This window comes from Streptomyces sp. WAC05292 (genome assembly GCF_003949955.1).
Classification (GTDB): domain Bacteria; phylum Actinomycetota; class Actinomycetes; order Streptomycetales; family Streptomycetaceae; genus Streptomyces; species Streptomyces globosus.
Map to the genome: position 1 here is coordinate 17892 of NZ_RPSE01000023.1, position 21849 is coordinate 39740.

General features: G+C 74.1%; 14 protein-coding genes. 5 read left to right on the forward strand and 9 right to left on the reverse strand.

The genetic code is table 11. The annotated features are described in order from the left end of the window. Positions 1 to 2: 2 nt before the first annotated feature. The 8 genes from EF903_RS05015 to EF903_RS05050 all read right to left on the reverse strand — a co-directional run bounded on the left by EF903_RS05015 (position 3) and on the right by EF903_RS05050 (position 17865). The gene (locus EF903_RS05015) at positions 3 to 2279 is read right to left on the reverse strand and encodes a pyridoxal-phosphate dependent enzyme (protein ID WP_260614823.1); all 2277 of its coding nucleotides are present in this window, start codon (positions 2277 to 2279) and stop codon (positions 3 to 5) included. Then, complete coding sequence (locus EF903_RS05020; RefSeq protein ID WP_221888712.1) at positions 2276 to 3247, reverse strand: kinase; 972 nt, start codon at positions 3245 to 3247, stop codon at positions 2276 to 2278. The genes EF903_RS05015 and EF903_RS05020 overlap by 4 nt, the downstream gene beginning before the upstream one ends. Beyond that, positions 3237 to 4733: an argininosuccinate lyase gene (locus tag EF903_RS05025; RefSeq protein ID WP_125541366.1), complete on the reverse strand. Its 1497-nt coding sequence runs from the start codon at positions 4731 to 4733 to the stop codon at positions 3237 to 3239. The genes EF903_RS05020 and EF903_RS05025 overlap by 11 nt, the downstream gene beginning before the upstream one ends. A gap of 11 nt (positions 4734 to 4744) precedes the next feature. Beyond that, on the reverse strand, positions 4745 to 6031 hold the full coding sequence (locus EF903_RS05030; RefSeq protein ID WP_125541367.1) for an MFS transporter: 1287 nt from the start codon (positions 6029 to 6031) through the stop codon (positions 4745 to 4747). Beyond that, positions 6028 to 13356, reverse strand: coding sequence for a non-ribosomal peptide synthetase (locus EF903_RS05035; RefSeq protein WP_125541368.1), 7329 nt, complete (start codon positions 13354 to 13356; stop codon positions 6028 to 6030). Before EF903_RS05035 ends, EF903_RS05030 begins: the two co-directional genes overlap by 4 nt. A 79-nt stretch (positions 13357 to 13435) precedes the next feature. After that, entirely contained in the window at positions 13436 to 17005 is a 3570-nt protein-coding gene (locus tag EF903_RS05040) for a non-ribosomal peptide synthetase (RefSeq protein WP_125541369.1), read from the reverse strand. A 329-nt stretch (positions 17006 to 17334) separates the two neighbouring features. Next, on the reverse strand, positions 17335 to 17556 hold the full coding sequence (locus EF903_RS05045) for an MbtH family protein (protein ID WP_125541370.1): 222 nt from the start codon (positions 17554 to 17556) through the stop codon (positions 17335 to 17337). 45 nt (positions 17557 to 17601) lie between these two features. Then, on the reverse strand, positions 17602 to 17865 hold the full coding sequence (locus tag EF903_RS05050) for a hypothetical protein (RefSeq protein WP_125541371.1): 264 nt from the start codon (positions 17863 to 17865) through the stop codon (positions 17602 to 17604). 157 nt (positions 17866 to 18022) lie between these two features. On the opposite strand from EF903_RS05050, the gene EF903_RS05055 reads away from it, so the two are divergent. From EF903_RS05055 to EF903_RS05070, 4 genes are read left to right on the forward strand one after another with little or no spacing between them, the layout of a single operon-like run. After that, the gene (locus EF903_RS05055) at positions 18023 to 19126 is read left to right on the forward strand and encodes a LuxR family transcriptional regulator (RefSeq protein ID WP_260614825.1); all 1104 of its coding nucleotides are present in this window, start codon (positions 18023 to 18025) and stop codon (positions 19124 to 19126) included. A gap of 9 nt (positions 19127 to 19135) precedes the next feature. Further along, positions 19136 to 19405, forward strand: coding sequence for a hypothetical protein (locus EF903_RS33825; RefSeq protein WP_185902518.1), 270 nt, complete (start codon positions 19136 to 19138; stop codon positions 19403 to 19405). A 31-nt stretch (positions 19406 to 19436) separates the two neighbouring features. Further along, positions 19437 to 19913: a hypothetical protein gene (locus EF903_RS05065; RefSeq protein ID WP_125541373.1), complete on the forward strand. Its 477-nt coding sequence runs from the start codon at positions 19437 to 19439 to the stop codon at positions 19911 to 19913. A 38-nt stretch (positions 19914 to 19951) separates the two neighbouring features. Next, positions 19952 to 20470 carry a hypothetical protein gene (locus EF903_RS05070; protein WP_125541374.1) on the forward strand — a complete coding sequence of 173 codons (519 nt, stop codon included), beginning with the start codon at positions 19952 to 19954 and terminating at the stop codon, positions 20468 to 20470. Here the strand turns inward: EF903_RS05070 and EF903_RS05075 are convergent. Further along, positions 20467 to 21033, reverse strand: coding sequence for a TetR/AcrR family transcriptional regulator (locus tag EF903_RS05075; protein WP_125541375.1), 567 nt, complete (start codon positions 21031 to 21033; stop codon positions 20467 to 20469). The two genes, EF903_RS05070 and EF903_RS05075, sit on opposite strands and share 4 nt — an antisense overlap. Before the next feature lie 73 nt (positions 21034 to 21106). Here EF903_RS05075 and EF903_RS05080 point away from each other — a divergent pair. Next, on the forward strand, positions 21107 to 21849 hold a 743-nt coding region (locus EF903_RS05080; protein ID WP_185902519.1), incomplete at its 3' end, for an FAD-dependent monooxygenase.

The window sequence follows — 21849 nt, forward strand, 5'->3', positions numbered from 1 at the left end:
CCCTACTTCGCGGACGCGTCGGCGTCGAGCCGGACGGTGATGTGCTGCCGGGCCGCGGCGAGGGCGGCCGCGACCTGCGCGGCGTCGTCGCCGCGGACGATGACGTGGCCGAGCCGGTCGTACGCGTTCTGCGGCGGGCGTACGGGCCGCCCCGCGGCCGCGGTGACGGTCACCCGCTCGACGCCCTCGGCCGCCAGCGCCTCGCCGGTGCCGTCGACGGACGCGAGCGTGCCGGGCCGGTCGGCGAGCAGGAACCGGATGCCGGCGTGCCCGGAGCGGCGGGCGGCGAGGTCCACCGGGAGTCCGGCGGCGGCCCGGATCTGCTGCTCCAGCAGGTCCGATCCGGTGGCCAGCCTGATCAGTTCGGGGATCATGCCGCCGGCGAGCCGCGGGTTGATCTCGATGACGGCCGGGCCCTGCGCGGTCAGCTTGACCTCGGTGTGCGTCGGCCCGGAGCGCATGCCGGTCGCCTTGAGCGCCCGGGTGACGGCGTCCACCAGCGCGGCCCGCTCCGCCTCCTGGAGCGGCGCCGGGAAGTCGTGCCCCGACTCGACGAAGTACGGGATGCCGGTGAGGTGCTTGGCGGTGACGCCGACGCAGACGGCGTCACCGCCGTCGCCGAACATCTCGACGCTGTACTCGGGGGCGTCGAGGTACTCCTCGACGAGCACGGTGCGGGCCGTGGGCAGGCCGCGGACATTGGTCTCGACGGCCAGGATGCGGGCGGCGTGCACGGCGGCCTCGGCGGCCGTGGAGCACAGCAGCACGTCGTTGGAGCCCGAGTCGTCGGCGGGCTTGACGACACAGGGCAGGCCCACGGAGGCGACGGCCTCCTCGGCGAGGGCGGCGTCCGTCACCACCGCGAAGCGGGGCTGGGGGACGCCCGCAGCCTCCAGCGTGCGCCGCAGCTCGGCCTTGTTGCGGCAGCGGTTCGCCGCCGCCTCGTCGTTGCCGGGAAGGCTCAGCCACTCGGCCAGCCCCGCGACGGCGGGCACGTAGAAGTCGCTGGTCGTGGTGATCCCGGCGATCTCCTCCCGCCGGAACCGCTCCTGGATGGTGCGGCGCAGGGCGGAGGCGTCGTTGGTGTCGCACACCACGATCCGGCAGCCGGTCTCCGCGGCACCCGCGTACCGGTCCGGATTGCTCGTCAGCAGGACGGCGGTCAGGCCCAGCCCGGCCGCGGTGCTCAGCGCCTGGACGCCGGTGCCGCTGGTGTTCGCCTCGACGAACAGCAGGTGGCGGGGGCCGGCGGGCCGGCCGCCGAGGTCGGCGGAGGACCAGGAGCGGACGGGGGTGCCGTACTCCACGGGGGCCGGGACGTCGGCGCAGGCGAGCTCCTCCAGCCGGTGCGCCGCCCAGTGCCCGTCGCTGTAGACGGTCTCGGTGTAGCGGTCGCCGCGGTCGGGGAAGATGCCGACGATCCGGCTGCCCGGCTCGGCCGTCAGGGCCAGGTGGCGCAGCACCCGGTAGACGGAGCCGGAGGTGTTGCCGGCGAAGATCTGCTGCTCCCGGGCCAGTTCGCGGGTGGCGGCGAACGCCTCGCGGTCGTTCAGCCAGTGGATCTCGTCGATCGCGGTGCGGTCCAGGTTGTTCGGGTGGAGGCTGTTGCCCAGTCCGCTCTGCAGCCGGCCGGGCACGTCCGGCTGGTCGAACAGCGTGCTGCCGACCGAGTCCACCCCGACCACCCGCAGTCCGGGCAGGCTGCGCCGCAGGGCACGGCCGGTGCCGCACAGCGAGCCGCCGCTGCCGACCGCGCCGACCAGGGTGTCGAGCGGGCCGAGGTCGGCCAGCAGTTCCGCGGCGAGCACCCGGTAGGCGCCGGGGTTGTCGGGGTTGCTGTACTGCTGCGGCCAGAAGGCGCCCGGCAGTTCGCGCATCAGCTCGGCCAGCCGGTCGAGCCGCGCCCCCTGCCAGCCGCCGTCCGCCATGGCGGCGACGACGTGGACCTCGCAGCCCAGGGCGCGCAGCTTCGCCAGGGTCGTCGGATCGGTCCGCGGGTCGGTGACGATGTGCACCGGGTGCCCGAGCGAGCGCCCGACCAGGGCGACGCCGAGCGCCATGGTGCCCGAGGAGCTCTCCACGATCGGCGCGCCGGGCCGCAGCACTCCCAGCCGGCGGGCCTCGGTGACGATGTTCCGGGCCACCCGGTCCTTCATTCCGAAGGCGTTGGCGAGTTCGAGCTTGGCGTACACCCGCGTGCCCTCGGAGGCCGGCACGTCCAGCCGGACCAGCGGCGTGTTTCCGACCGCGTCGTTCATCGATTCGAAGATCATGTTCATGCCCCCCAGGCAGATTCGGTGCTCGCCCCGCGAGCCGGCACGGTGGTCTCCCGCACCGTCACTTCCATGGAGCTGGCGCTCCAGACGTCTCCGCGGCCCAGCGACCGGTGCACCGCCGTCGTCCCCGGCAGGCCGGCGCACGCCGCCAGCGCGGACCCGACCTTGACGGCCAGCTCCGGGTCGTCGGCGGCGTAGAGGATGCCGAGCACCGTGCCGCTGTGGGCGCAGGCCACCCCGAGCCCGCCCGTCTCCGCACAGATCCGCCGGAGTTCGGGCAGGCTCCCGCGCGACCGGGCGGCCGCGTTGAGCTCCGCGCTGCGGGTGGCGACCCGGCCCACCGCCGCCAGGTCGCCGGCGCGGACGGCCGCGCACAGCTCGTCCAGCAGGAGGGCGTACTCCGCCTTCTCGGCCTCGCCGACCCGGCGCGACTGCCGGTTGTGCGCGATGGTGTCGACCTGGCCGCCCTCGTCGTACCCGACGATCACCATCGGCGGCAGCATGCCCAGCCCCTCGCGGAGTTCGGCCTCGCGGTGGTGGTAGGCGACGATCTGGTCGTACATCACCCCGTCCGTCGGCTCGATCTCCCGCATGAAGGACTCGATCTCCGCCGCCCCGAACGCCGTGCCCACCGCCGCACCCACCGCGCGGACCGTGGCCACCAGGTCCGCCGACGAGCTCGCCATGCCCTTGCCCTCGGGCAGCTCGCTGCTCAGCTCCAGCGAACCGCCGCCGGTCCGCCCGGCCGCGGCCAGCGCCAGCTCGGCGATCCGCACCGCCTTGCGCTTGTGCGGCGGCCAGACGGTGAACCCCTCCCGGCCGGGGGAGTGGCGGAAGACCGCCCGGCTCCACCCCGCGACCGGGAACGTCACCATGAAATGCCGGTCTCCCTCCGGCAGGACACCCTGGAGCAGCTCGCCGAACGTGCCGAACGCCGTACCGGTGCCGCAGATGTCGATCTCAGCCGCCATGGGGCTCGCGTGCGCTTCCATTGCCGTCCTCCCCCGTCGTACGGGCGGTCGCCGCCGCCCTCTCCGCCCACTCCTGTACGAGCCGCTCGTGCTCCTCCTGCTGCGCCCCGAGCGCCGTCCGCACCGCGTCCGGGTGCGCCGACCCGCTGGACCGCATCCGGCGCAGGGCCTGGCCGACGTCGAAGGCGTCGCCCAGCGTGGCCGCCGGGTCGGCCAGTTCGTGGCCCTCCTCCAGTGCGGCCCGGCGCAGCAGCTCCGGGTCGCCCTCGGCCGGCTTCCGGCCCGCCGCGACCGCCGCCACGATGTACCGGCCGGCGATCACCTGCGCACGCCGCCAAGGCACCTCCTCGCGCAGCGTCAGCGAGTTGGCCAGGGCGAAGCCGCCCAGGAACTCCCGCTCGCACACCTCGGCCATCCGGTCGGTCCGGAAGGACAGGTGCCGCAGCACCTCCGTGAACAGCCGCGTGGTGCTGCGCAGCGCCTCGAACGCCTGGTAGACGTGCGCCCCCGCCTCCTTGGACACCTCGACGGTGTTGGAGTACGGCGTGTTGCGCTGCCCCAGCGTCACGTCGATGTGGAAGGACGACAGGTGCGAGCTGCGGCCCCGGATGCGCTCCAGGATCGGGAAGTTCTTCTTCTGCGGCATCGCCGAGGAGATGCCGGACAGCTCGTCGGGCAGGTCGATGAACCCGTACTCGCTGCTGCCCCAGGCGAGCAGGTCCGTGGCGAACCGGCTCAGCGCCACGCCCAGCACCCCGAACTCGGCGGTGATCTCCAGGGCCCAGCCGCGGGAGGCCACCGACATCAGCGCGTTCGGCTGCGCCCGCCGGAACCCGAGCAGCGAGGCCATCCGGTCCCGGTCCCAGGGCAGCTCCTGGCCGGACATGGCGCCCGCGCCCAGCGGGCAGGCGTCGATGCCGTCGTACGTGGCCAGCAGCCGGCGCAGCGTGTGCTGCACGTGCTCGGAGACCGCCGCCAGGTAGAAGCCCGGCGTGATGATCTGGGCGGCCTGGTGGTGGGTGTAGCCGGGCATCGGCAGGTCCACCGTCGCCGCGGCCAGCTCCCGCGCGGCCGCCTGGAAGTCCAGCAGGGAGCGCGCCGCCCCGATCAGCCGGTTGCGGGCGAACATCAGCTGGGCGCAGGCCTGGAGGTCGTTGCGGCTGCGGTCCAGGTGCCAGGCCGGCACCGGCGCGGACAGGCCGCTCTCCACGTGGCGCTCCAGCGCGAACGCGATGTCGGACATGTTCGCCTGCTGCTGTCCCGTGATGACCTCGCGGGTGGCGCTGCGGAGCAGCTCGTCCAGCTCGTGCGCCTGCTCGGGGGAGATCAGCCGCATCCGCGCGTACTCGGCGACGAGGGTCCGCTCGATCTGCACGTAGTACGGGAGCAGGTGCTCGGCCTCGTAGGCGAACTGCGGGTCGAGCAGCTCGTCCCGCAGGAGGGCGCTGGGGCCGCTGGATATGCGGCCCGAGAGTGTGTTGTTCATGCTGTACCGCCTCACACCGCTACGGGTTCGGCGTCGGGGATCTCCCGCACCGACCGGACACCGGACAGAAGGATCACGACACCGGAGAGCAGGACGCCGATCGCGCCGAGCACCAGGGTCTGCTGGGTGCCGATGGCACCGCCGAGGAAGCCGCCGGCCAGGGCGCCGACCGGGGTCACGCCCATCACGGCCATCCGGATGGTGGCGTTCATCCGGCCCTGGAGGTGGTCCGGGGTGACCGCGGACCGCAGGCTGCGCTGGTTGACGTTGTAGATGATGATCATGGCCGAGTCGACGAAGTGCATGACCACGATGAGCAGCGAGGCCTCCGTCTTCGGCAGCTGCGTGGCCAGCGGGATCAGCAGGGCCGCGAGACCCGCGATGCCCAGCGAGACGACCATCGCCCGCCCGAGGCCCAGCAGCCGGCTCGCCCGCTCGGCGACCAGGGCGCCGACCAGGGCGCCGGCCCCGGCCGAGGCGAAGATCAGGCCGATGTAGAAGGGCTCCACGCCCAGCGTGCGCGTGACGAAGATCAGGAACACCGGCTCGATCACCAGCGTGAAGAGGTTGAAGACGAGGGTGGCGGTCACCAGGGTCCGCACCACCGGGTTCCGCAGCACCGGCTGCGCGCCCTCGGCGATCTCCCGCCACATGTTCGGCTTCACCACCGGCCCGCCGTCCGCCTCGGGGGCGACCGGCGCGGGCTTGGCCTCACGGTGCCGGATCAGCGCCGTGAAGACGGCGGAGACCAGGTACGTGACCGAGTTGACGATCACCGCGAAGGGAGCGGAGATCATCTGGAGCAGGCCGCCGCCCATCGCGTTGCCCGCGATGTCGGACGCCGAGCTGCTCAGCTCCAGCTTGCTGTTGCCCTCGACGAGGTCCTTGCGGTCGATCAGCAGCGGCAGGTACGAGGCGCTGCCGATGTCCGAGACCACCGTGCAGGCGCCGACGGCCAGCGACACCGCGAGCAGCAGCGGGAAGGACAGGAAGCCGCCCGCCCAGCCGACGGGCAGGAGCAGCAGCAGCGCCGCCCGCACCAGGTCGGTGAGGATGAGGATGGGCCGCTTCGCACTGCGGTCCAGCCACACCCCGGCGAACAGGCTGATGAACAGGTACGGCAGGCCCTCCGCCGCCACCAGGACGCCCATCTCGAACGGCGTGGCCTCCAGGGAGACGGCGGCGATCAGCGGAAGCGCCACGGCGGTGACCTTGGAGCCGAACAGGGACGCGGTCAGCCCGAGCCACAGGTTGCGGAAGTCGGTGTGCCGCCACAGGGTGGTTCTCCTGTCGGTCACGGTCGGGGCCCTTCCTGGGTGTTGTCGTACATGTCTCTCGCTATCTCCTGGGCGTGCGCGCCGCGCACGATCCCGTAGTGGTCGGTGTCGAGGTCGCGTACCGTCAGGCCGGATCCGGCCGTCCGCCCCCACGCCTCGGTGAAGCCGGCCCGGATGCCGTCGGTGCTGCGGTAGAGGCGCACCGCTCCGGGGAAGACGGGGGGCCGGTACGCGGCCGCGGCCCGCAGGTTCGCCCGGAACACCGCGTGGTGGCGGGCCAGGTCGTCCGGTTGCGGTGCCCCGCCGGGGTCCGCCCGGCGCAGTTCTTCGCGGATCAGCCGCAGGCCCTCGCCGGCCCCGCCGCCCGCGACCGCCGAGGCCAGCGCGGCGGCCGTCTCCGGCGGCACCTCCGCGCCCCCGGAGGAGGCCAGCAGGTCCTCCAGGAAGTGCAGGAGCACCTCCGCCTCCGTGCCCGGCACGCGGCTGCCGTCGGGGTGGCCGCTGTCCACCAGCGCGAGCAGTTCCACCCGCTCGCCGGCGGCGGCCAGCCGGACCGCCATCTCGTGCGCGACGAGCCCGCCGAACGACCAGCCGGCCAGGCGGTACGGGCCCGCGGGCCGGACCTCCCGGACGGCGCGCAGGTAGGCCTCGGCCATCTCCTCGACGGTCTGCGCGGGCGTGGCCCCGGCGTCGAGCCCCGCCGCGGCGAGCCCGTACACGGGCTGGTCCGCGCCCAGGGCCGCCGCCAGCTCGCGGTAGCACAGCACGCTGCCGCCCGCGGGGTGCACCAGGAAGAGCGGGTTCCGGGTGCCGGCGGCCCGCAGGGGCACCGCCGCTCCGGGCCGGGCGGCTTCGCCGCCGCCGCGGACCAGCTCCGCCTGCCGGGCCACCGTCGGGTGCGCCAGCACCGCCGAGACGCCCAGCCGCAGTCCGAACGCCGCGTTGATGCGGGAGACGAGCCGCAGCGCCAGCAGCGAATGGCCGCCCGCCGCGAAGAAGTCGTCCTCGACACCCAGGCCGTCCGCGCCGAGCAGGTCGCTCCAGAGTTCCAGCAGCCGCGCCTCCCGGCCGTCGCGCGGGCCGACGGCCGCGGCGGAGCGGGCGAGCGCCCCCTCGGCCGGCGCCGGCAGGGCCTTGCGGTCCAGCTTGCCGCTGCCCGTCAGCGGCATCACGGCCATCTCCGTCCACGACGACGGCACCATGTACGCGGGCAGCGCGTCCGCGGCGTACGCCGAGAGCACCGCCGGATCGGCCGTGCCCGCGGCGCCCGCCCGCATGACCACATAGGCCGCGAGCCGGTCCCCGCGCAGCAGCACCGCGCACTCGGCGACGTCCGGGTGGCCCGACAGGACCGCCTCGATCTCCCCGAGCTCGATCCGGAACCCGCGGAGCTTGATCTGCGCGTCGGTGCGGCCCCGGTACTCCAGCGCTCCGTCCGGCAGGTGCCGTACGAGGTCCCCGGTCCGGTAGAGCCTGCGCACCACCCCGGCGCGGTCGGTGTGCCGGACGAAGGCCCGGTCGGTCAGGTCCGGCCGCCGGTGGTAGCCCTCGGCCAGCTGGACGCCGCCCAGGTACAGCTCGCCCGTCACCCCGCGCGGCACCGGCATGCCGTGCCGGTCCAGCACGTACAGCCCGGTGTTGGCGACCGGCCGCCCGATGGGGACCACGCCGCTGCCGTCGTCCGCGCACCGCCAGTACGTGACGTCCACGGCGGCCTCGGTGGGCCCGTAGAGGTTGTGCAGCTCCGCGGTGAAGCGGGACAGGAAGCGCTGCTGGAGGTCGTGGGGGAGGGCCTCGCCGCTGCACACCACGCGCGTCAGGCTCGTGCACGCCGCGGCGGACGGCTCCTCGACGAACGCCTGCAGCATCGACGGCACGAAGTGCACCGTCGTGATCCGCTCGGCGCCGATCAGCTCCGCCAGGTACGCCGGGTCGCGGTGCCCGCCCGGAGCCGCCAGCACCATGACGGCACCGGTCAGCAGCGGCCAGAAGAACTCCCACACGGAGACGTCGAAGGTCGCCGGCGTCTTCTGCAGCACCGGCTCGCCGGGCCGCAGGCCGTACTCATCCTGCACCCACAGCAGCCGGTTCACGATGGCCCGGTGGGAGACGACGACGCCCTTCGGCGTCCCCGTCGACCCCGAGGTGAAGATCATGTACGCGGCGTCCCCGGGCCCGGCGGCCCCGGAGGCCTCCCCGCCCGCGCCGGCCTCCGCGAAGGCGGCCCCGGCCTCCGCGGCGTCCGGGTGCACCACGACCGTGCCCGGCCCGGAGACCTTCGCCTCCCACCGCGGAAGCGTGAGCACCAAGGGGATGCCGGCATCCGCCAGGATCCCGCGCAGCCGCTGCTCCGGGTGGTCAGGGTCGAGCGGGACGTACGCGGCACCCGACTTCAGCACCGCGAGCAGGCAGACCGGCAGCTCCGGCGAGCGCTCCAGCAGCACCGCCACGAACCCGCCCGGCCGGGCGCCGCGCGCCCGCAGCAGGCCCGCCAGCCGCTCCGCCCGCTCGTCCAGCTCGCGGTACGTCAGCGAGCGGCCGCCGAACCGGACGGCCGGGGCGTCGGGGGTGCGCCGGGCCTGCTCCTCGACCAGCGCGTGCAGCACGTGCGTCCGGTCGTAGTGCCGGGCCGTGCCGTTCCACTCCGCGAACAGCCGGTGCTCCTGCGCGGACAGCAGGTCGGCGGTCTCGTACCGGCCCTCCGGGTCGGTGGCCATGGCGGTGAGCGCGGCGGCGTAGTGGCCGTGGAACAGCTCGATCTGCGCGGCGTCGAACCGGGCCGCGTCCCAGCGCAGCCCCAGGCCGAGCCCCCCGTGCACCGCGTCCCGGTAGAACTCCGCGCCGAAGGGGAAGTTGGTGTGCGCGACGCCCCGCGCGTCGAGGACCTCCACCTCCGACTGCCCGTCCAGCTGCCGCTCGACGTGGAAGTGGGTGTAGTTGAAGAAGGACTCGAACGGCTCGGACACACCCGTGCACCGGATGATCTCCGCCAGCGGGTAGCGGCGGTGCCGCAGGATCTCCAGGTCCAGCGCCGCAGTCCCGCGCACCAGGTCCGACCAGCTGCCGCCCGCCAGCCGGCCGCGCACCGGCAGCGTGTTCAGGAAGACGCCCAGCGCCAGATCGCCGTCCGCCTCCTCGCCCCGCCCGTTGTACACGGCCCCCGTCACCGGGTCGTCCGTGCCGGTCAGCAGGCCCATCACCCGCAGGTGCGCCGCGAGGAGCACCGTCCGCAGCGGCACGCCCAGCTCCCGGGCGAGCGCGGTCAGCCCCTCCAGCACCGCATCGGGCAGCGCCCGCTCGGTGAACTCCATGACCGCGGCCGCCTCGTCCTGCGGCCGCCCGGCGGCCACGGCGCCCCGGGGCAGGCGGGTGAGGGTGGCGCCCTCCAACTGCCCGGCCCAGAACCGGCGGCTGTCCTCGTCCTCCACCGCCGCCCGCTCCAGCGCCACGTACGAGGAGAAACGCGACCGCAGCGGAGCCGCGGACGGCGCCTGCGCGCCGGACAGCGCGCGGCCGTAGCGCAGCAGCAGCTCGGCGTACAGGGAGCGCTCGCTCCAGCCGTCCAGGATCGCGTGGTGCTCGGTGATGTACAGCTGCACGGTGTCGTCGGGCCGCCGCTGCACGTGGAAGCGGATCAGCGGGGCCGTGCGCCAGTCGAAGCGCCCGGCGTTCTCCAGCTCCCAGCGGCGCTCCGCCGCGGCATCCGCCGCGTCGGGCGTCAGACCGCTCAGGTCCTCGAAGGCGACCGGCGGGGCGACGTCCGCGTGGACCAGCTGGAGCGGCTCCCGGAAGCCGCTCACGTCGAAGGACGTGCGCAGGATCTCGTGCCGGGCCAGCAGCCCCGCCACCGCCTCCCGCCAGGCGTCCTCGCTGTAGCCGGCCTTGATCCGGTACGTCGAGACGTTGTGGTACTCGCCGCCCGCCCCCGCCAGATCGCCGTGGAACAGCATGCCCTGCTGGAGCCGGGTCATCGGGTACGCGTCGTCCAGGCCGTCCGGCAGCTGCGCCCGGTCGGCCGGGTCCAGCAGCGAGAACGGCGGGTGCGCGGCCGGCGCGGCGGCGCCTCCCGTGCCGTCCGCGCCGCCCGCGGCGGTGGCCGCCGCCAGCGCACGGATCGTCTGGTGGGCCATCAGGTCCTGGAACCCGATCCGCAGACCGGCCTCGCCCGCCAGGGCCAGCAGCCGGATGCTGCGGATGGAGTCGCCGCCCAGCGCGAAGTAGTTGTCGTCGACACCCACCCGCTCCACGTCCAGCACGCGGGCCCACACCTGCGCCAGCGCCTCCTCGGCGGGCGTGGACGGAGCCGCGTAGGCGCGGCCCGAGCCGGTCCGGGCGGCCTGCGGCGCGGGCAGCCGCTTGCGGTCCACCTTGCCGTTCGCGGTGAGCGGGAACTCCGGCAGCACCGTGAACGACGCCGGCACCATGTGGACGGGCAGCCGCCGGCCGGCGTGCGCCCGCAGCTCCTCGCCGTCCAGCGCCCGGGGGTCCGCCCCGGTCCGCGGGGTGACGTAGGCGGCGAGCCGGGCGTGCCCCTCGGCGTCGGTGTGCACCAGCACCACCGACTCGTGGACCAGCTCGTGGCCGACCAGAGCCGCCTCGATCTCGCCCAGCTCGATCCGGAAGCCGCGCAGCTGGATCTGCGCGTCGGTGCGGCCGCAGTACTCCAGGTCACCGTCGGGCAGCCGGCGCGCCAGGTCGCCGGTGCGGTAGAGCCGCTCGCCCGGATCGGCCGAGAACGGGTGCCGGACAAACCGCTCCGCGGTCAGCTCCGGCCGGTTCAGGTACCCGTCCGCCAGTCCCGCGCCGCCCACGTACAGCTCGCCCAGCACACCCGCGGGCACGGGCCGGCCCTGCGGGTCCAGGACGTACAGGTGCAGGTCGGGGATCGGCTCGCCGATGACGCTGCCGCTGCCTGCCTCCAGGTCCTTCAGGGTGATCGGGCGGTGCGTGACGTGCACGGTCGTCTCGGTGATGCCGTACATGTTCACCAGCTGCGGGCAGGCGTCCCCGTGCCGCTCGAACCAGCCGCGCAGCGACGCCGGCTCCAGGGCCTCGCCGCCGAAGACGACGTAGCGCAGGGCCAGTTCCGACGGGTCGCCGCCGGCGGCCTCGTCGGCCCGCATCAGCTGGTGGAACGCCGACGGCGTCTGGTTGAGCACGGTGACCCGCTGCTCGCGCAGCAGCCGCAGGAAGGCCGCGGGCTCCCGGCTCGTCTCGTACGGGACGACGACCAGCCGGCCGCCGTACGCGAGGGCGCCCCACAGCTCCCACACGGAGAAGTCGAACGCGTAGGAGTGGAACAGGGTCCACACGTCGCCGGGGCCGAAGCCGAACCAGTGGTCGGTGGAGGTGAACAGGCGGCTGATGTTGCGGTGCGGGATCAGCACGCCCTTGGGGCGGCCGGTCGAACCGGAGGTGTAGATGACGTACGCGAGGTCGTCCGGGCCCGCACCGGCGGCGACCGGCGTGTCCGGGTACGCCTCCAGCAGTTCCCGGTCGGCGGTCACGTCGACCACCGTCTCGTCGAAGGCAGCGCCCTCCCCGGCCGGATCGGCCCACCAGCGCGGCACCGCCCCGCCGGTCACGATCGTCCGCAGCCCGGAGTCCTCGACCATGAGGCGGAGCCGGTCCACCGGGTACGCCGGGTCCAGCGGCACGTACGCCCCGCCCGCCTTCAGCACGGCGAGCAGCGCCACCACCAGGTCCGCGCACCGCTCCATGCTCAGCCCGACCATCACACCGGGGCCCACGCCGAGCCCGCGCAGGCGGTGCGCGAGCCGGTTGGCCCGCCGGTCCAGGTCTCCGTAGCCGAGGCGCAGCCCGCCGTCGACCAGTGCCACGGCGTCCGGCGTGCGGGCGGCCCACTCGGCGAACAGCTCGTGCACCGGCCGCAGCCCGGAGGCCGGCGCCGGCGCCGCGGACGCGGCGGGCGCGGGCGCCAGCACGGCGCACTCCTCCTCGGACAGCATCCGCAGCGCCGACACCGGGACGTCCGGCTCCGCGACGACGGCCTCGACCAGCCGCGCGTAGTGGCGGGCCAGGCCGTCCACGACGGACGCCTCGAACAGGTCGCCGCGGTACTCGAAGACCCCCGTCGCACCGTCCGCGGTGTCCGCCACGTCCAGGGACAGGTCGAACTTGGCCGTGCCGGAGTCCGTCACCAGCGGCTCGCCCTCGATCCCGGCGAAGCGCAACACCTGGTCGCCGACCTCGTTCATGCCGAACATCACCTGGAAGACGGGCGACGACTCGGCGTCCCGGTCCGGATTCTTCATCCGGACGAGCTCCTCGAACGGCATGTCCTGGTGCTCCTGCGCCTCCAGGACGCCGTCGCGGACCCGCAGCAGCAGCTCCCGGAACGTCGGGTCCCCCGACAGGTCGGTCCGCAGCACCGTCGTGTTGACGAACAGTCCCACCGCGGACGCGAACTCGGCCCGCTGCCGGTTCGCGATCGGCGTGCCCACCAGGATGTCGTCGAGCCCCGTGTAGCGGTTCAGCAGCAGGTCGAAGACCGCCAGCAGCCCGTGGAAGAACGTCGCGTCCGCACCACCGCACAGCTCCCGCAGCCGCTCGGCCGCCGCGGGCAGCGGGAAGGCCAGCGACGCCCCGCGCCGCTCGGCCGCCGCAGCACCGCGCGGCCGGGTCACCGGCAGCCGCATGACCGGCAGGTCGCCGGCCAGCCGCTGCTCCCAGTACGCGCGCTGCCGCGCGGCGGCCGGGCTGTCGAGCCACTCCTCCTGCCAGCAGGAGTAGTCCGCGTACTGGAACTCCACCTCCGGCAGCGCGGCGCCCGCACCGGACACCAGCGCCTCGTACACCTCGGCCAGCTCGCGGAAGAGGATCTCGCACGACCAGCCGTCGGAGACGATGTGGTGCATCCCCACCAGCAGCACCGACTCCTCCGCCGCCACGCGCAGCAGCGCGACCCGGAAGAGCGGGCCCCGCGCGAGGTCGAACGGCCTCGCCTCCTCCGCCCGCACCCACTCCCGGACGACACCGTCGGTGTCCTGCGGTGCGCGCCCGAACCGGGCGGCCGCGGCCGCCACGTCCGTCTCCGCCCACTCGAAGGCGGCCTCCCGGGCGACGAGCTGGAGCAGCTCGCCGTCCTGGACCGCGAACCGGGTCCGCAGCGCCTCGTGCCGCTCGACCAGCACGCGCGCCGCCTCGCGCAGCGCCCCGCCGTCCACGGCGCCCCGCAGCCGGTGGAAGAGCGGCATGTGGTACGTGGGCGCGTCGCCCGCGAGCTGCTGCAGGAAGTACATGCGGTGCTGCGCCCGAGAGGCGCGGAACTCGTAGATCTCCTCTGCGAGTCCCTCTTCGGCTGCGCCGGGCAGTCCGGTGTTCACGAAGTCCCCATCCCTTGGTGCGGGCGGCCCGGGGGCCGCCGGCCCCCGTCCGCTCTCGTCGTTGTCGTCGCCGTACGGCTCAGCGCAGCAGCGCCAGCAGTGCCTGCATCTCGTCCACGCTCATCCCGCTGATCCGCGACCGGAGGTGCTGGTCCACCTCGTCGGCGAAGTCCCGCAGGCCCGGCGCGGCGAACACCGTTCGCAGCGGCAGCTCCAGCCCGAAACGGGAACGGAGCCGGCCGGTCACCTTGGAGGCGATCAGCGAGTGGCCGCCCAGCTCGAAGAAGTTGTCGTCCGGGCCCACCGCGTCGAGCTCCAGCACCTCGCACCAGATCTCGGCGACGGCCCGCTGCACGGGCCCCTCCAGCGGCGCCCGCCCGCCCGCGGCGCCGCCGGCCGCCTGCACCGGGTCGGGCAGCCGGTGCCGGTCGATCTTGCCGTTGGCGTTGAGCGGCAGCCGTTCCATCACCAGCAGGAACGGCGGCCGCATGTGCTCGGGCAGCCAGGCCGCCATGTGCCGGCGCAGCGCGTCCTGTTCGGGCGCCGCGGCAGGGTCGAGCGGCGTGACGTAGGCCGCCAGCCGGTAGCCGGACGCCCCGCGCGAGGCCACGACGACGGCGTCCCGGACCAGCTCGTGGTCGCGGAGCACCGACTCGATCTCGCCCAGCTCCACCCGCATGCCGCGGATCTTGATCTGGTGGTCGTTGCGGCCGACGAACTTGATCGAGCCGTCCGCCCGCAGGTACCCCTGGTCACCCGTGCGGTACAGCCGCTCCCCGGCGCCGAAGGGGCTCGCGACGAACGCCTGCGCCGTCTTCGCCGGGTCGTTCAGGTAGCCGCGGGCCAGGCCGAGGCCGCCGATGTAGAGGTCTCCGGTGACGCCGACGGGCAGCTCGTTGAAAGCGGCGTCCAGCACGTGCACCGTGTTGTTGTCGAACGGCGCCCCGACGCTCACCGCGCCGGTGTCCTCCGCGTCCGCCGCCCCGCAGGTGCGGATGGTGGAGTCGATGGACACCTCCGTCGCCCCCCACGTGTTGTGCAGCGCGCCCGGCATCGTCTCGGCGAACCGGCGCACCGCCGCCGGGGTGAGCGCCTCACCGCTGGACACCGTGTTGCGCAGCGCCCCGAGAGCGATCCGGTCCTCGGGGGTGACGGCCTCCATCAGCAGGTTCAGCATGCTGGGCACGGTCTGCAGCAGCACCGTCCGGTAGCGCTTGGCCGCCTCCAGCACCGCCTGCGGGTCGCGGTGCAGACCCGGCTCGATCAGCGCGATCCGACCGCCGTACATGAGCGGCCAGAACAGCTCCAGCGCCGAGTCGTCGAAGGTCAGCGTCGTCTTGTGGAGCACCGTCTCGCCGGGCCGCAGGGCGTGCTGCTTCTGCATCCACACCATGCGGTTGACCCAGCCCTCGTGGGTGCTGGCCACGCCCTTCGGGGCGCCGGTCGAGCCGGAGGTGTAGTAGACGGACACCAGGTTCCGCGGGTGCACGGCCACCTCGGGCCGGTCGCCCGGAAGGGCCGCGAACCCCGCCCGGTCGGCGTCGACCCGCACGACGTGCGCCACCTCGGGCGCGGAGCCTGCCTGGCGGCCGAGAGTGAGGCAGACCTCCGCCCGCGCGTCGGCCGAGATCTGCGTCAGCCGGTTGCGCGGGGCCTCCGGGTCGAGCGGCAGGTAGCCGGCGCCCGCCTTGAGGATCGCCAGCAGGCCCACCACCAGCTCGGGGGAGCGGTCCATGCACAGGCCCACGACGTCGTCCGGGCGGACGCCCAGACCGATGAGGTGGCGGGCCAGCCGGTTGGCGCGCCCGTCCAGTTCGGCGTACGTCAGCCGCTCGTCCCCGAAGACCACGGCCTCGGCGTCCGGAGTGGCGTCGGCCTGGTCCTCGACCAGCGCGTGCAGGCAGCGGTCGGCCGGGAACGGTGCGGCTGTCGCGTTCCAGGCGTCCAACTGCGCCAGCTCGGCCGGCGTGCACAGCCGGAACGAGGCGAGGCCGCCGTCCGGTGCGTCCAGGACCTGCCCGAGCAGCCCGAGGAAGTGCTCCACCAGCCGCTCGGCGGTCGCCCGGTCGTACAGGTCGGTGCTGAACTCCAGGTCGCAGTCGAAGGACCCGCCGGGCCGCCGCGTCACGAACAGGGTCGTGTCGAAGCGCGAGGTGGCGCCGTCCACCGGCACCGCCTCGGTCCGCAGCCCCTCCAGGGGCAGGTCCTGCGCCTCGTCGTCCTGGTACGCGAAGACGGTCTGCACGAGCGGGGAGTGGCTGCTGACGCCCTGCAGGCCGAGCCGCTGCACGATCTGCTCGAACGGCACGTCCTGGTGGTCCAGCACCTCCAGGCAGGTCCGGCCGACGGCGCGGACGTACTCGCGGAAGGTGTCCCCGGCGCGGTGGCGGGCCCGGAACGGCACCGTGTTGACGAAGAAGCCGACGAGCCCGTCGAGGCCCGGGTGGTGGCGTCCGGCGACCGGGGTGCCGATCACCAGGTCCTGCTGGCCGGTGTACTTGTGCAGCGTCAGCAGGAACGCGGAGAGCATCGTCACGTAGACGCTCACCCCGTGGTCCCGGCTCGCCTCCGCCACACGGCCGCCCAGCTCGGGGGAGACCGTGAACCGCACATGGCCGCCGTCGTAGGAGTGCACGGCCGGCCGCGGCCGGTCGGTGGGGAACGCCGTCAGCTCCGGGGCGCCCGCGAGCTCCCGCTCCCAGAACGCCAGCTGGCGCTCGCCGGTCCCGCCGTCGAGCCAGTCGCGCTGCCAGGCGGCGAAGTCCGCGTACTGCACGGCCAGGGGCTCGCCCGCGGCGGGCAGGCCCGCGCGGGCCGCCGCGTATCCGGCGCCCAGGTCCGCCAGGATCACCCCGGTGGACCAGCCGTCGGTGACGATGTGGTGGAAGGTGAGCAGCAGGTACGCCTCACGGTCCGCGGTGCGCAGCAGCGACGCCCGGAAGAGCGGACCGGCCGCCAGGTCGAAGGGAGTGGCCACGTCGGCGAGGATCCGCTCGCGGGCCGCGCCCTCCGCGCCGCCCTCGGTGTCCCGCAGGTCGGTGACGGCCAGGTCCACGGCCGCCGACTCCGCGGCCCGCTGCACCGGACGGTCGTCCGCCTGCGCCATCGAGCTGCGCAGCACGTCGTGGCGGGAGGCCAGGTGGTGCAGCGCCGCCCGCAGCGCCGCGATGTCGAGGTCCCCGTGGATCCGGTACAGCATCGGCTCGTTGTAGGCGGGGGACTGCGGGTCGAGCTGGTGCAGCAGCCACAGGCGCTCCTGGGCGTGCGACAGCGGCCGCGCGGCACCCCGTACGGCCTCGGAGGCCCCGGCGGCCGCGGTGACGGCTCCGGATCGTCCGGCTTCCGCCTCGCCGTGCACCCGGACGCCGGCGTGCAGGACGGCCGCGAGCCGGGCGGGGCTGCGCTGCTCGAACAGCCAGGCCAGCGGAACCTCGCCGGTCACGCCCGTACGGATCCGCATCACGGCCCGGGCCGCGAGGATGGAGTCCCCGCCGTGGTCGAAGAAGTCGGCCTCGGGCGCGAACTCCGGCAGACCCAGGGTGTCCGCGAACACCCGCGACAGCCAGGCCGCGGTGTTCTGCGGCGATTCCTGCGGTTCGACCCGCTCCTGTGGGTCCTGCGGAAGCTGGAGGGCAGCGTGAGAAGACAAGGGTGTTCCCCCGACGAGATAGGCACACGGCGCGAACGCGCGGAAAAAGGACGATCGAGGGGCAGGCGAAGGGGGCCTCCCCCCGCTTCCGGGTCCCCGCAGGGCTCCCGGGCAAGGGTGGTCGCCGCTCTGCGCCCGGCAGGCGGGCGGGCGAGCGGTGGTCGGTGGGCGGTGCGGGCGCTGCCCGCTGCACGGCTCACCGTGCGGAGGGGGCCGGACCGGCGCGGGGCCTGCGGCGGCCCGCCCGGCCGGACCCCGGGGAGGGGCCGGACGGGCGGATCACCGCAGCCGGGTACGGCGGGCCGGCGGCGGCATCCGGCGGAGCGCGGTCAGCGACCCGCCGGGCCCTCCATGGCCTCGACGAGGCTGGTGGGCCGCATGTCGGTCCAGTTCTGCTCGATGTAGGCCAGGCACTCCTCGCGCCGGCCCTCCCCGAAGACCGCGGTCCAGCCCTCGGGCACCGTGACGAACGACGGCCACAGCGAGTGCTGGTTCTCGGAGTTGACCAGCACGAGGTAGGTGCCGTCGGCGTCCTCGAAGGGGTTGCTCATGGTTGCTCCTGATCTCTTCCTGGGGCCCGTCGGGCGGGCGCCGCCTCAGGCGTCGCGCCCGGGCGCTCCCCAGCCGGTGTCGATGCGTGCTGCCAGGTTCCTGGTGCCCGGGGCACCCCAGCCGGTGTCGATGCGTGCTGCCAGGTCCTTGGTGCGCGGGGCACCCCAGCCGGTGTCGGAGACGCCGTCGGCCGCCTGCGCGGCGGCCGGCTGGACGAGGCCGGCGGCCGTCGCACCGGCGGCGCCCATCAGGACGGCGGCAGCGGCGAGCACGCAGGTGTTCCGGACAACGGCGGTGAAGTGCCTCATTGCGTTCCTTAACAGCAGTTCGTGGGGGGAAACCTCACCGGAATCCCCCTGCGCCCCCTGGCACGCCCACCACTCTTCCAAACGATCTCGGCCGAATCTTTGCCAGTGGTGGATCATCAACGTGCATGTCCGCATGATGAGCACTGGATGTATCTACGTGAACCCACACCAAACGGACGCACATGACGCCGGACACCCCTCCGACGTCATGCGCGCCGCCTACCGCCACGCACTGCGCCGGCCCTCCGTCACCTCGGACGACGTCGCGGCCGACCTCGGCATCCCCCCGGCCGAAGCCGAGCGGGCCTGCACGGAACTGACCACCCTGGGCCTCCTGCGCGAAGACACCGGCCGGCCCTCCGCGTACGTCGCCGTGGAACCCGAATCCGCCGCCGACCGCGTGATCGCCCCCATGGAGCGCGCCATCCGCGCGCAGCGCGCGGCCGTCGAGACTCTCCGCGGACAGTTGCAGGAGTACGGCCGCATCTACGAGGAGCGGCCCGCCCCCGCAGGCGGCCGCGAAGGCGTGGAGTTCATCGCGGCGCTGAGCGCCACGAGGGCGGCCATCGCCGAACTCGCCGCCGGGTGCGAGACGGAGGTGCTCACCTCCCAGCCCGGCGGCGGGCGCAGGGCCGAGGTGCTCCAGGAGGCCATCGCCCGGGACGAGGCGATGCTGGAGCGGGGCGTCAGCATGCGCACCCTCTACCAGCACACGGCCCGTTTCAGCCAGGGCACGCGCGAGTACGTGGAGCGGGTCTCCCAGCGCGGGGCCGAGGTGCGGACCCTCGACGACCGGTTCGTCCGGTTGCTCGTGTTCGACCGCAAAGTCGCCGTCATCGGAGTGGAGGACGACCCGGGCGCCGCGATCATCGTCCGCGAGCCGAACCTGGTCCACTTCATCCTGAGCACCTTCGAGCTGTGGTGGGTCAGCGCCACACCGTTCCCGCTGGAGTGGAACAACCGGGACGTGGCGGACATCTCCGAGCAGCTGAAGCAGCGCATCACCCTGCTCCTGAGCGAGGGCCTGACCGACCAGTCCATCGCCACCCGCATGGGCATGTCCGTCCGCACCTGCCGCCGCCACATCGCCGAGATCATGGACCGGCTCGGCGTGAAGAGCCGCTTCCAGGCGGGCTACCTCCTCGGCGCCCAGCGCGCGGCCACCCGCCCGGACACCCCGCCCATGCCTCCGGCGGGGGAACAGCACGCAGGCGGAACAGCGGACCACGGGCACGGGAACCACGTTGACCTGCACGACTAGGATTCGACCATGACTCACTCGGGGGATGGAACGCACACTGTCACCACACGCGGCCGGCTGATCGCACTGGCCCTCCTGCTGGCGGCCACAGCCGTACTGGCGAAATGGCACGAGGGCCCGATCTTCTGGGGCGGCGCCCTCCTCGGCCTCGCCGGCCTCGGCGGCTACTTCACCCGCTTCGACAGCCCCCGCGGCGCAGCCCAATGGCTCCTCGCCGCCGTCGGCTTCTGCCTGGTCGCCGTGTTCACCGTCCAACTCCTGATCGGCGTCTTCTCCTGACCCGCAGGAGCCCGGCCGAAGGGCGGCCGGTGTGGAACTGATCGGCTTCCACCGCGAGATGCAGTCCGCGCCGCGGGACGTCTTCCGCAGCTCCCTGCGGGACCACGTGAGGAGCGGGGCCGCGTACCCGAAGGCGGAGGTCGCGGGGTACCTGGGGTCGGGCCATCCGGTTCTCGACGTCACGGAGACGACGCGGGACGCCCTCGAGGGGCGGTTCTCGGTGCCCGGCGGGTCCTCGCTGCTGTCCGACGGCCGCTTCGTGTGGCGCGTCGACCTGGCCCGGTACGTGGACGCCTACAACCTGGAACTCCCGGCGGCGTTCGTCTCCTTCGCCGCCGGCAACGGGTTCTCCGTACCCCCTCCGGACCGCGAACAGCTGCTGCGCATCTCCGCCGCCGCGATGGAGGCACTCGGGTTCCGCGAGGTGAAGGGAGCCGGCCCGGATCGTCGGGCGACGCCGCCCAGCAGCGGCCGCGAGGCGGATCGGCCGGAGGGGGAGCAGCAGTGACCAGGGGCGCGTTCCCCCGAAAGACGGCAGGACCGGCCGTGACCGGCACCGCGTTCCTGGCCTCCCTCATCGCGACCGGCCGCCTGCACGGCATCGGCATCGGCTCCACCCTCGCCGAGGTGGACCGGGCCCTGCCGCACCGCCGCGTCGACGTCGTCGGCGAGGACGGCGCCTCGCTGCGCCGCGACTACGGCTTCGTGGAGGTGTACTTCAACCCGGGGGACGAGTGGGTGGCGTCCGGCGGTTCCTTCGAGCTCCACCGCCTCGCCGGCGCCCCCGGGCAGGCGGCGCGGTGGGCCGCCGGTACGGGGGTCGCGTTCACCCGGTACACCGCCTGGGCCGACGTACGGGCGGCCCTCTCCCGCATCCCGCAGGCCCCGGCGCTCACCCTCACCGACCAGGGCGGATTCCGTGAGTACCGGGCGGAGGCGTCCGGCGTCTCCGTGCTCGTCGTGGACGACGCCGAGGAGGAGAGGGGCGCTCACGCGGGACACGGAGACGTGTGGAGCGTCAGCCTGTGGCGGCGCCGGAGCGGGCCGGCCGGCGCCGCGCTCTAACGCAGCGCGGCGGCGACCAGGCCCTCCAGGGCCTCGCGCCGCACGTCACCGCCGTTGACCAGCGCGTCGAAGACGAGCCCGTCGAGGCAGGTCAGCAGCGTGTGCGTGCGGTCTTCGACGTCCCCGACGCCCTGCGCGGCGAGGAACTGCCGGACGGCCTCGCGGCCGGCGTTGTCGCGCGGCGTGAGAATCTCGCGCAGCTCCGGATCGCGCACGCTCTCGACGGCGCAGGCGTACCGCGCGAGCGAGCGGCGGCGGCCCTCACCGCTGAGCCGCAGCCGGGCGAGCAGCGCCATGCCGCCCACCAAGTCCTCGACGGTGCGCAGCGGCGGAAGTCCCTCGGCCGTGGCCTGCAGTTCCGCCTGGTCGAGCCGGACCAGGCGCGTGACGAGCGCCGTGAGCAGGGCCGCCCGGGTTCGGAAGTACGCCGATGTCGTCCCGGGCGGCATTCCGGCCCTGCGGTCGACGGCCCGGTGTGTCAGGCCGCGGATCCCCTCCTCGGCGAGCACGTCGACGGCCGAGTCCGCAAGAACCGTGCGCCGGTCCGAAACCGTGGAAGCCATACTTCCTTTCTACACCTGTAGATGCTCCGATAGGCTCCTCTTCTACAGATGTAGAAGGACGGGAGGGTGCGACGTGGGCGGCACGGCAGTGGTGGTCGGAGGAGGCATCGGCGGGCTCGCCGCCGCGATCGGCCTGCGCCGCATCGGATGGGACGTCACCGTCGTCGAACGCACGGCCATCCTCGAGGACGCCGGCGCCGGCATCTCCCTCGCCGCCAACGGCCTGCGCGCTCTGGACGAGATCGGCGTCGGCCAGGCAGTACGGGCCGCCTCCCGCGGCCAGTACACCGGCGGCACCCGCACCCCCGGGGGCCGCTGGCTGTCCCGGATAAACGGGTCGGCCCTGGAGAAGGCGGTCGGCGCGCCCATCGTGGGCATTCCCCGTTCCGCCCTGCACCGCCTGCTGCGCGCCGCCCTGCCCGCAGAGGCGCTGCTGACCGGCGTCCAGGCGGCCTCGGTCGAACAGACCGCCCCCGACACGGTTCGGGTCGACTGCGGGGACACCCCTCTGTACGCCGACCTGGTGATCGCCGCCGACGGCATCGGCAGCAGCATCCGCGGCCGCCTCTTCCCGGACCACCCCGGCCCCGTCCACAGCGGCTCGACCGTTCTGCGTGCAATCACCGACCATCCTGTCGGCCTGGCCACCGACTTCGAGCTGACCTGGGGGCGGGAGGCTGAGGGCCGCGTGCCACTCCGCCCCCCCGCCCGGGGAGGCGCGGTGCCCGAACCCCGCGCCCCGCCCCCCGGCCCGCCCGAAGGCGGAGGCCCGGCCGCCACGATCGGCGGCGGCTGCACGCAGGACGGGCGGGCCGC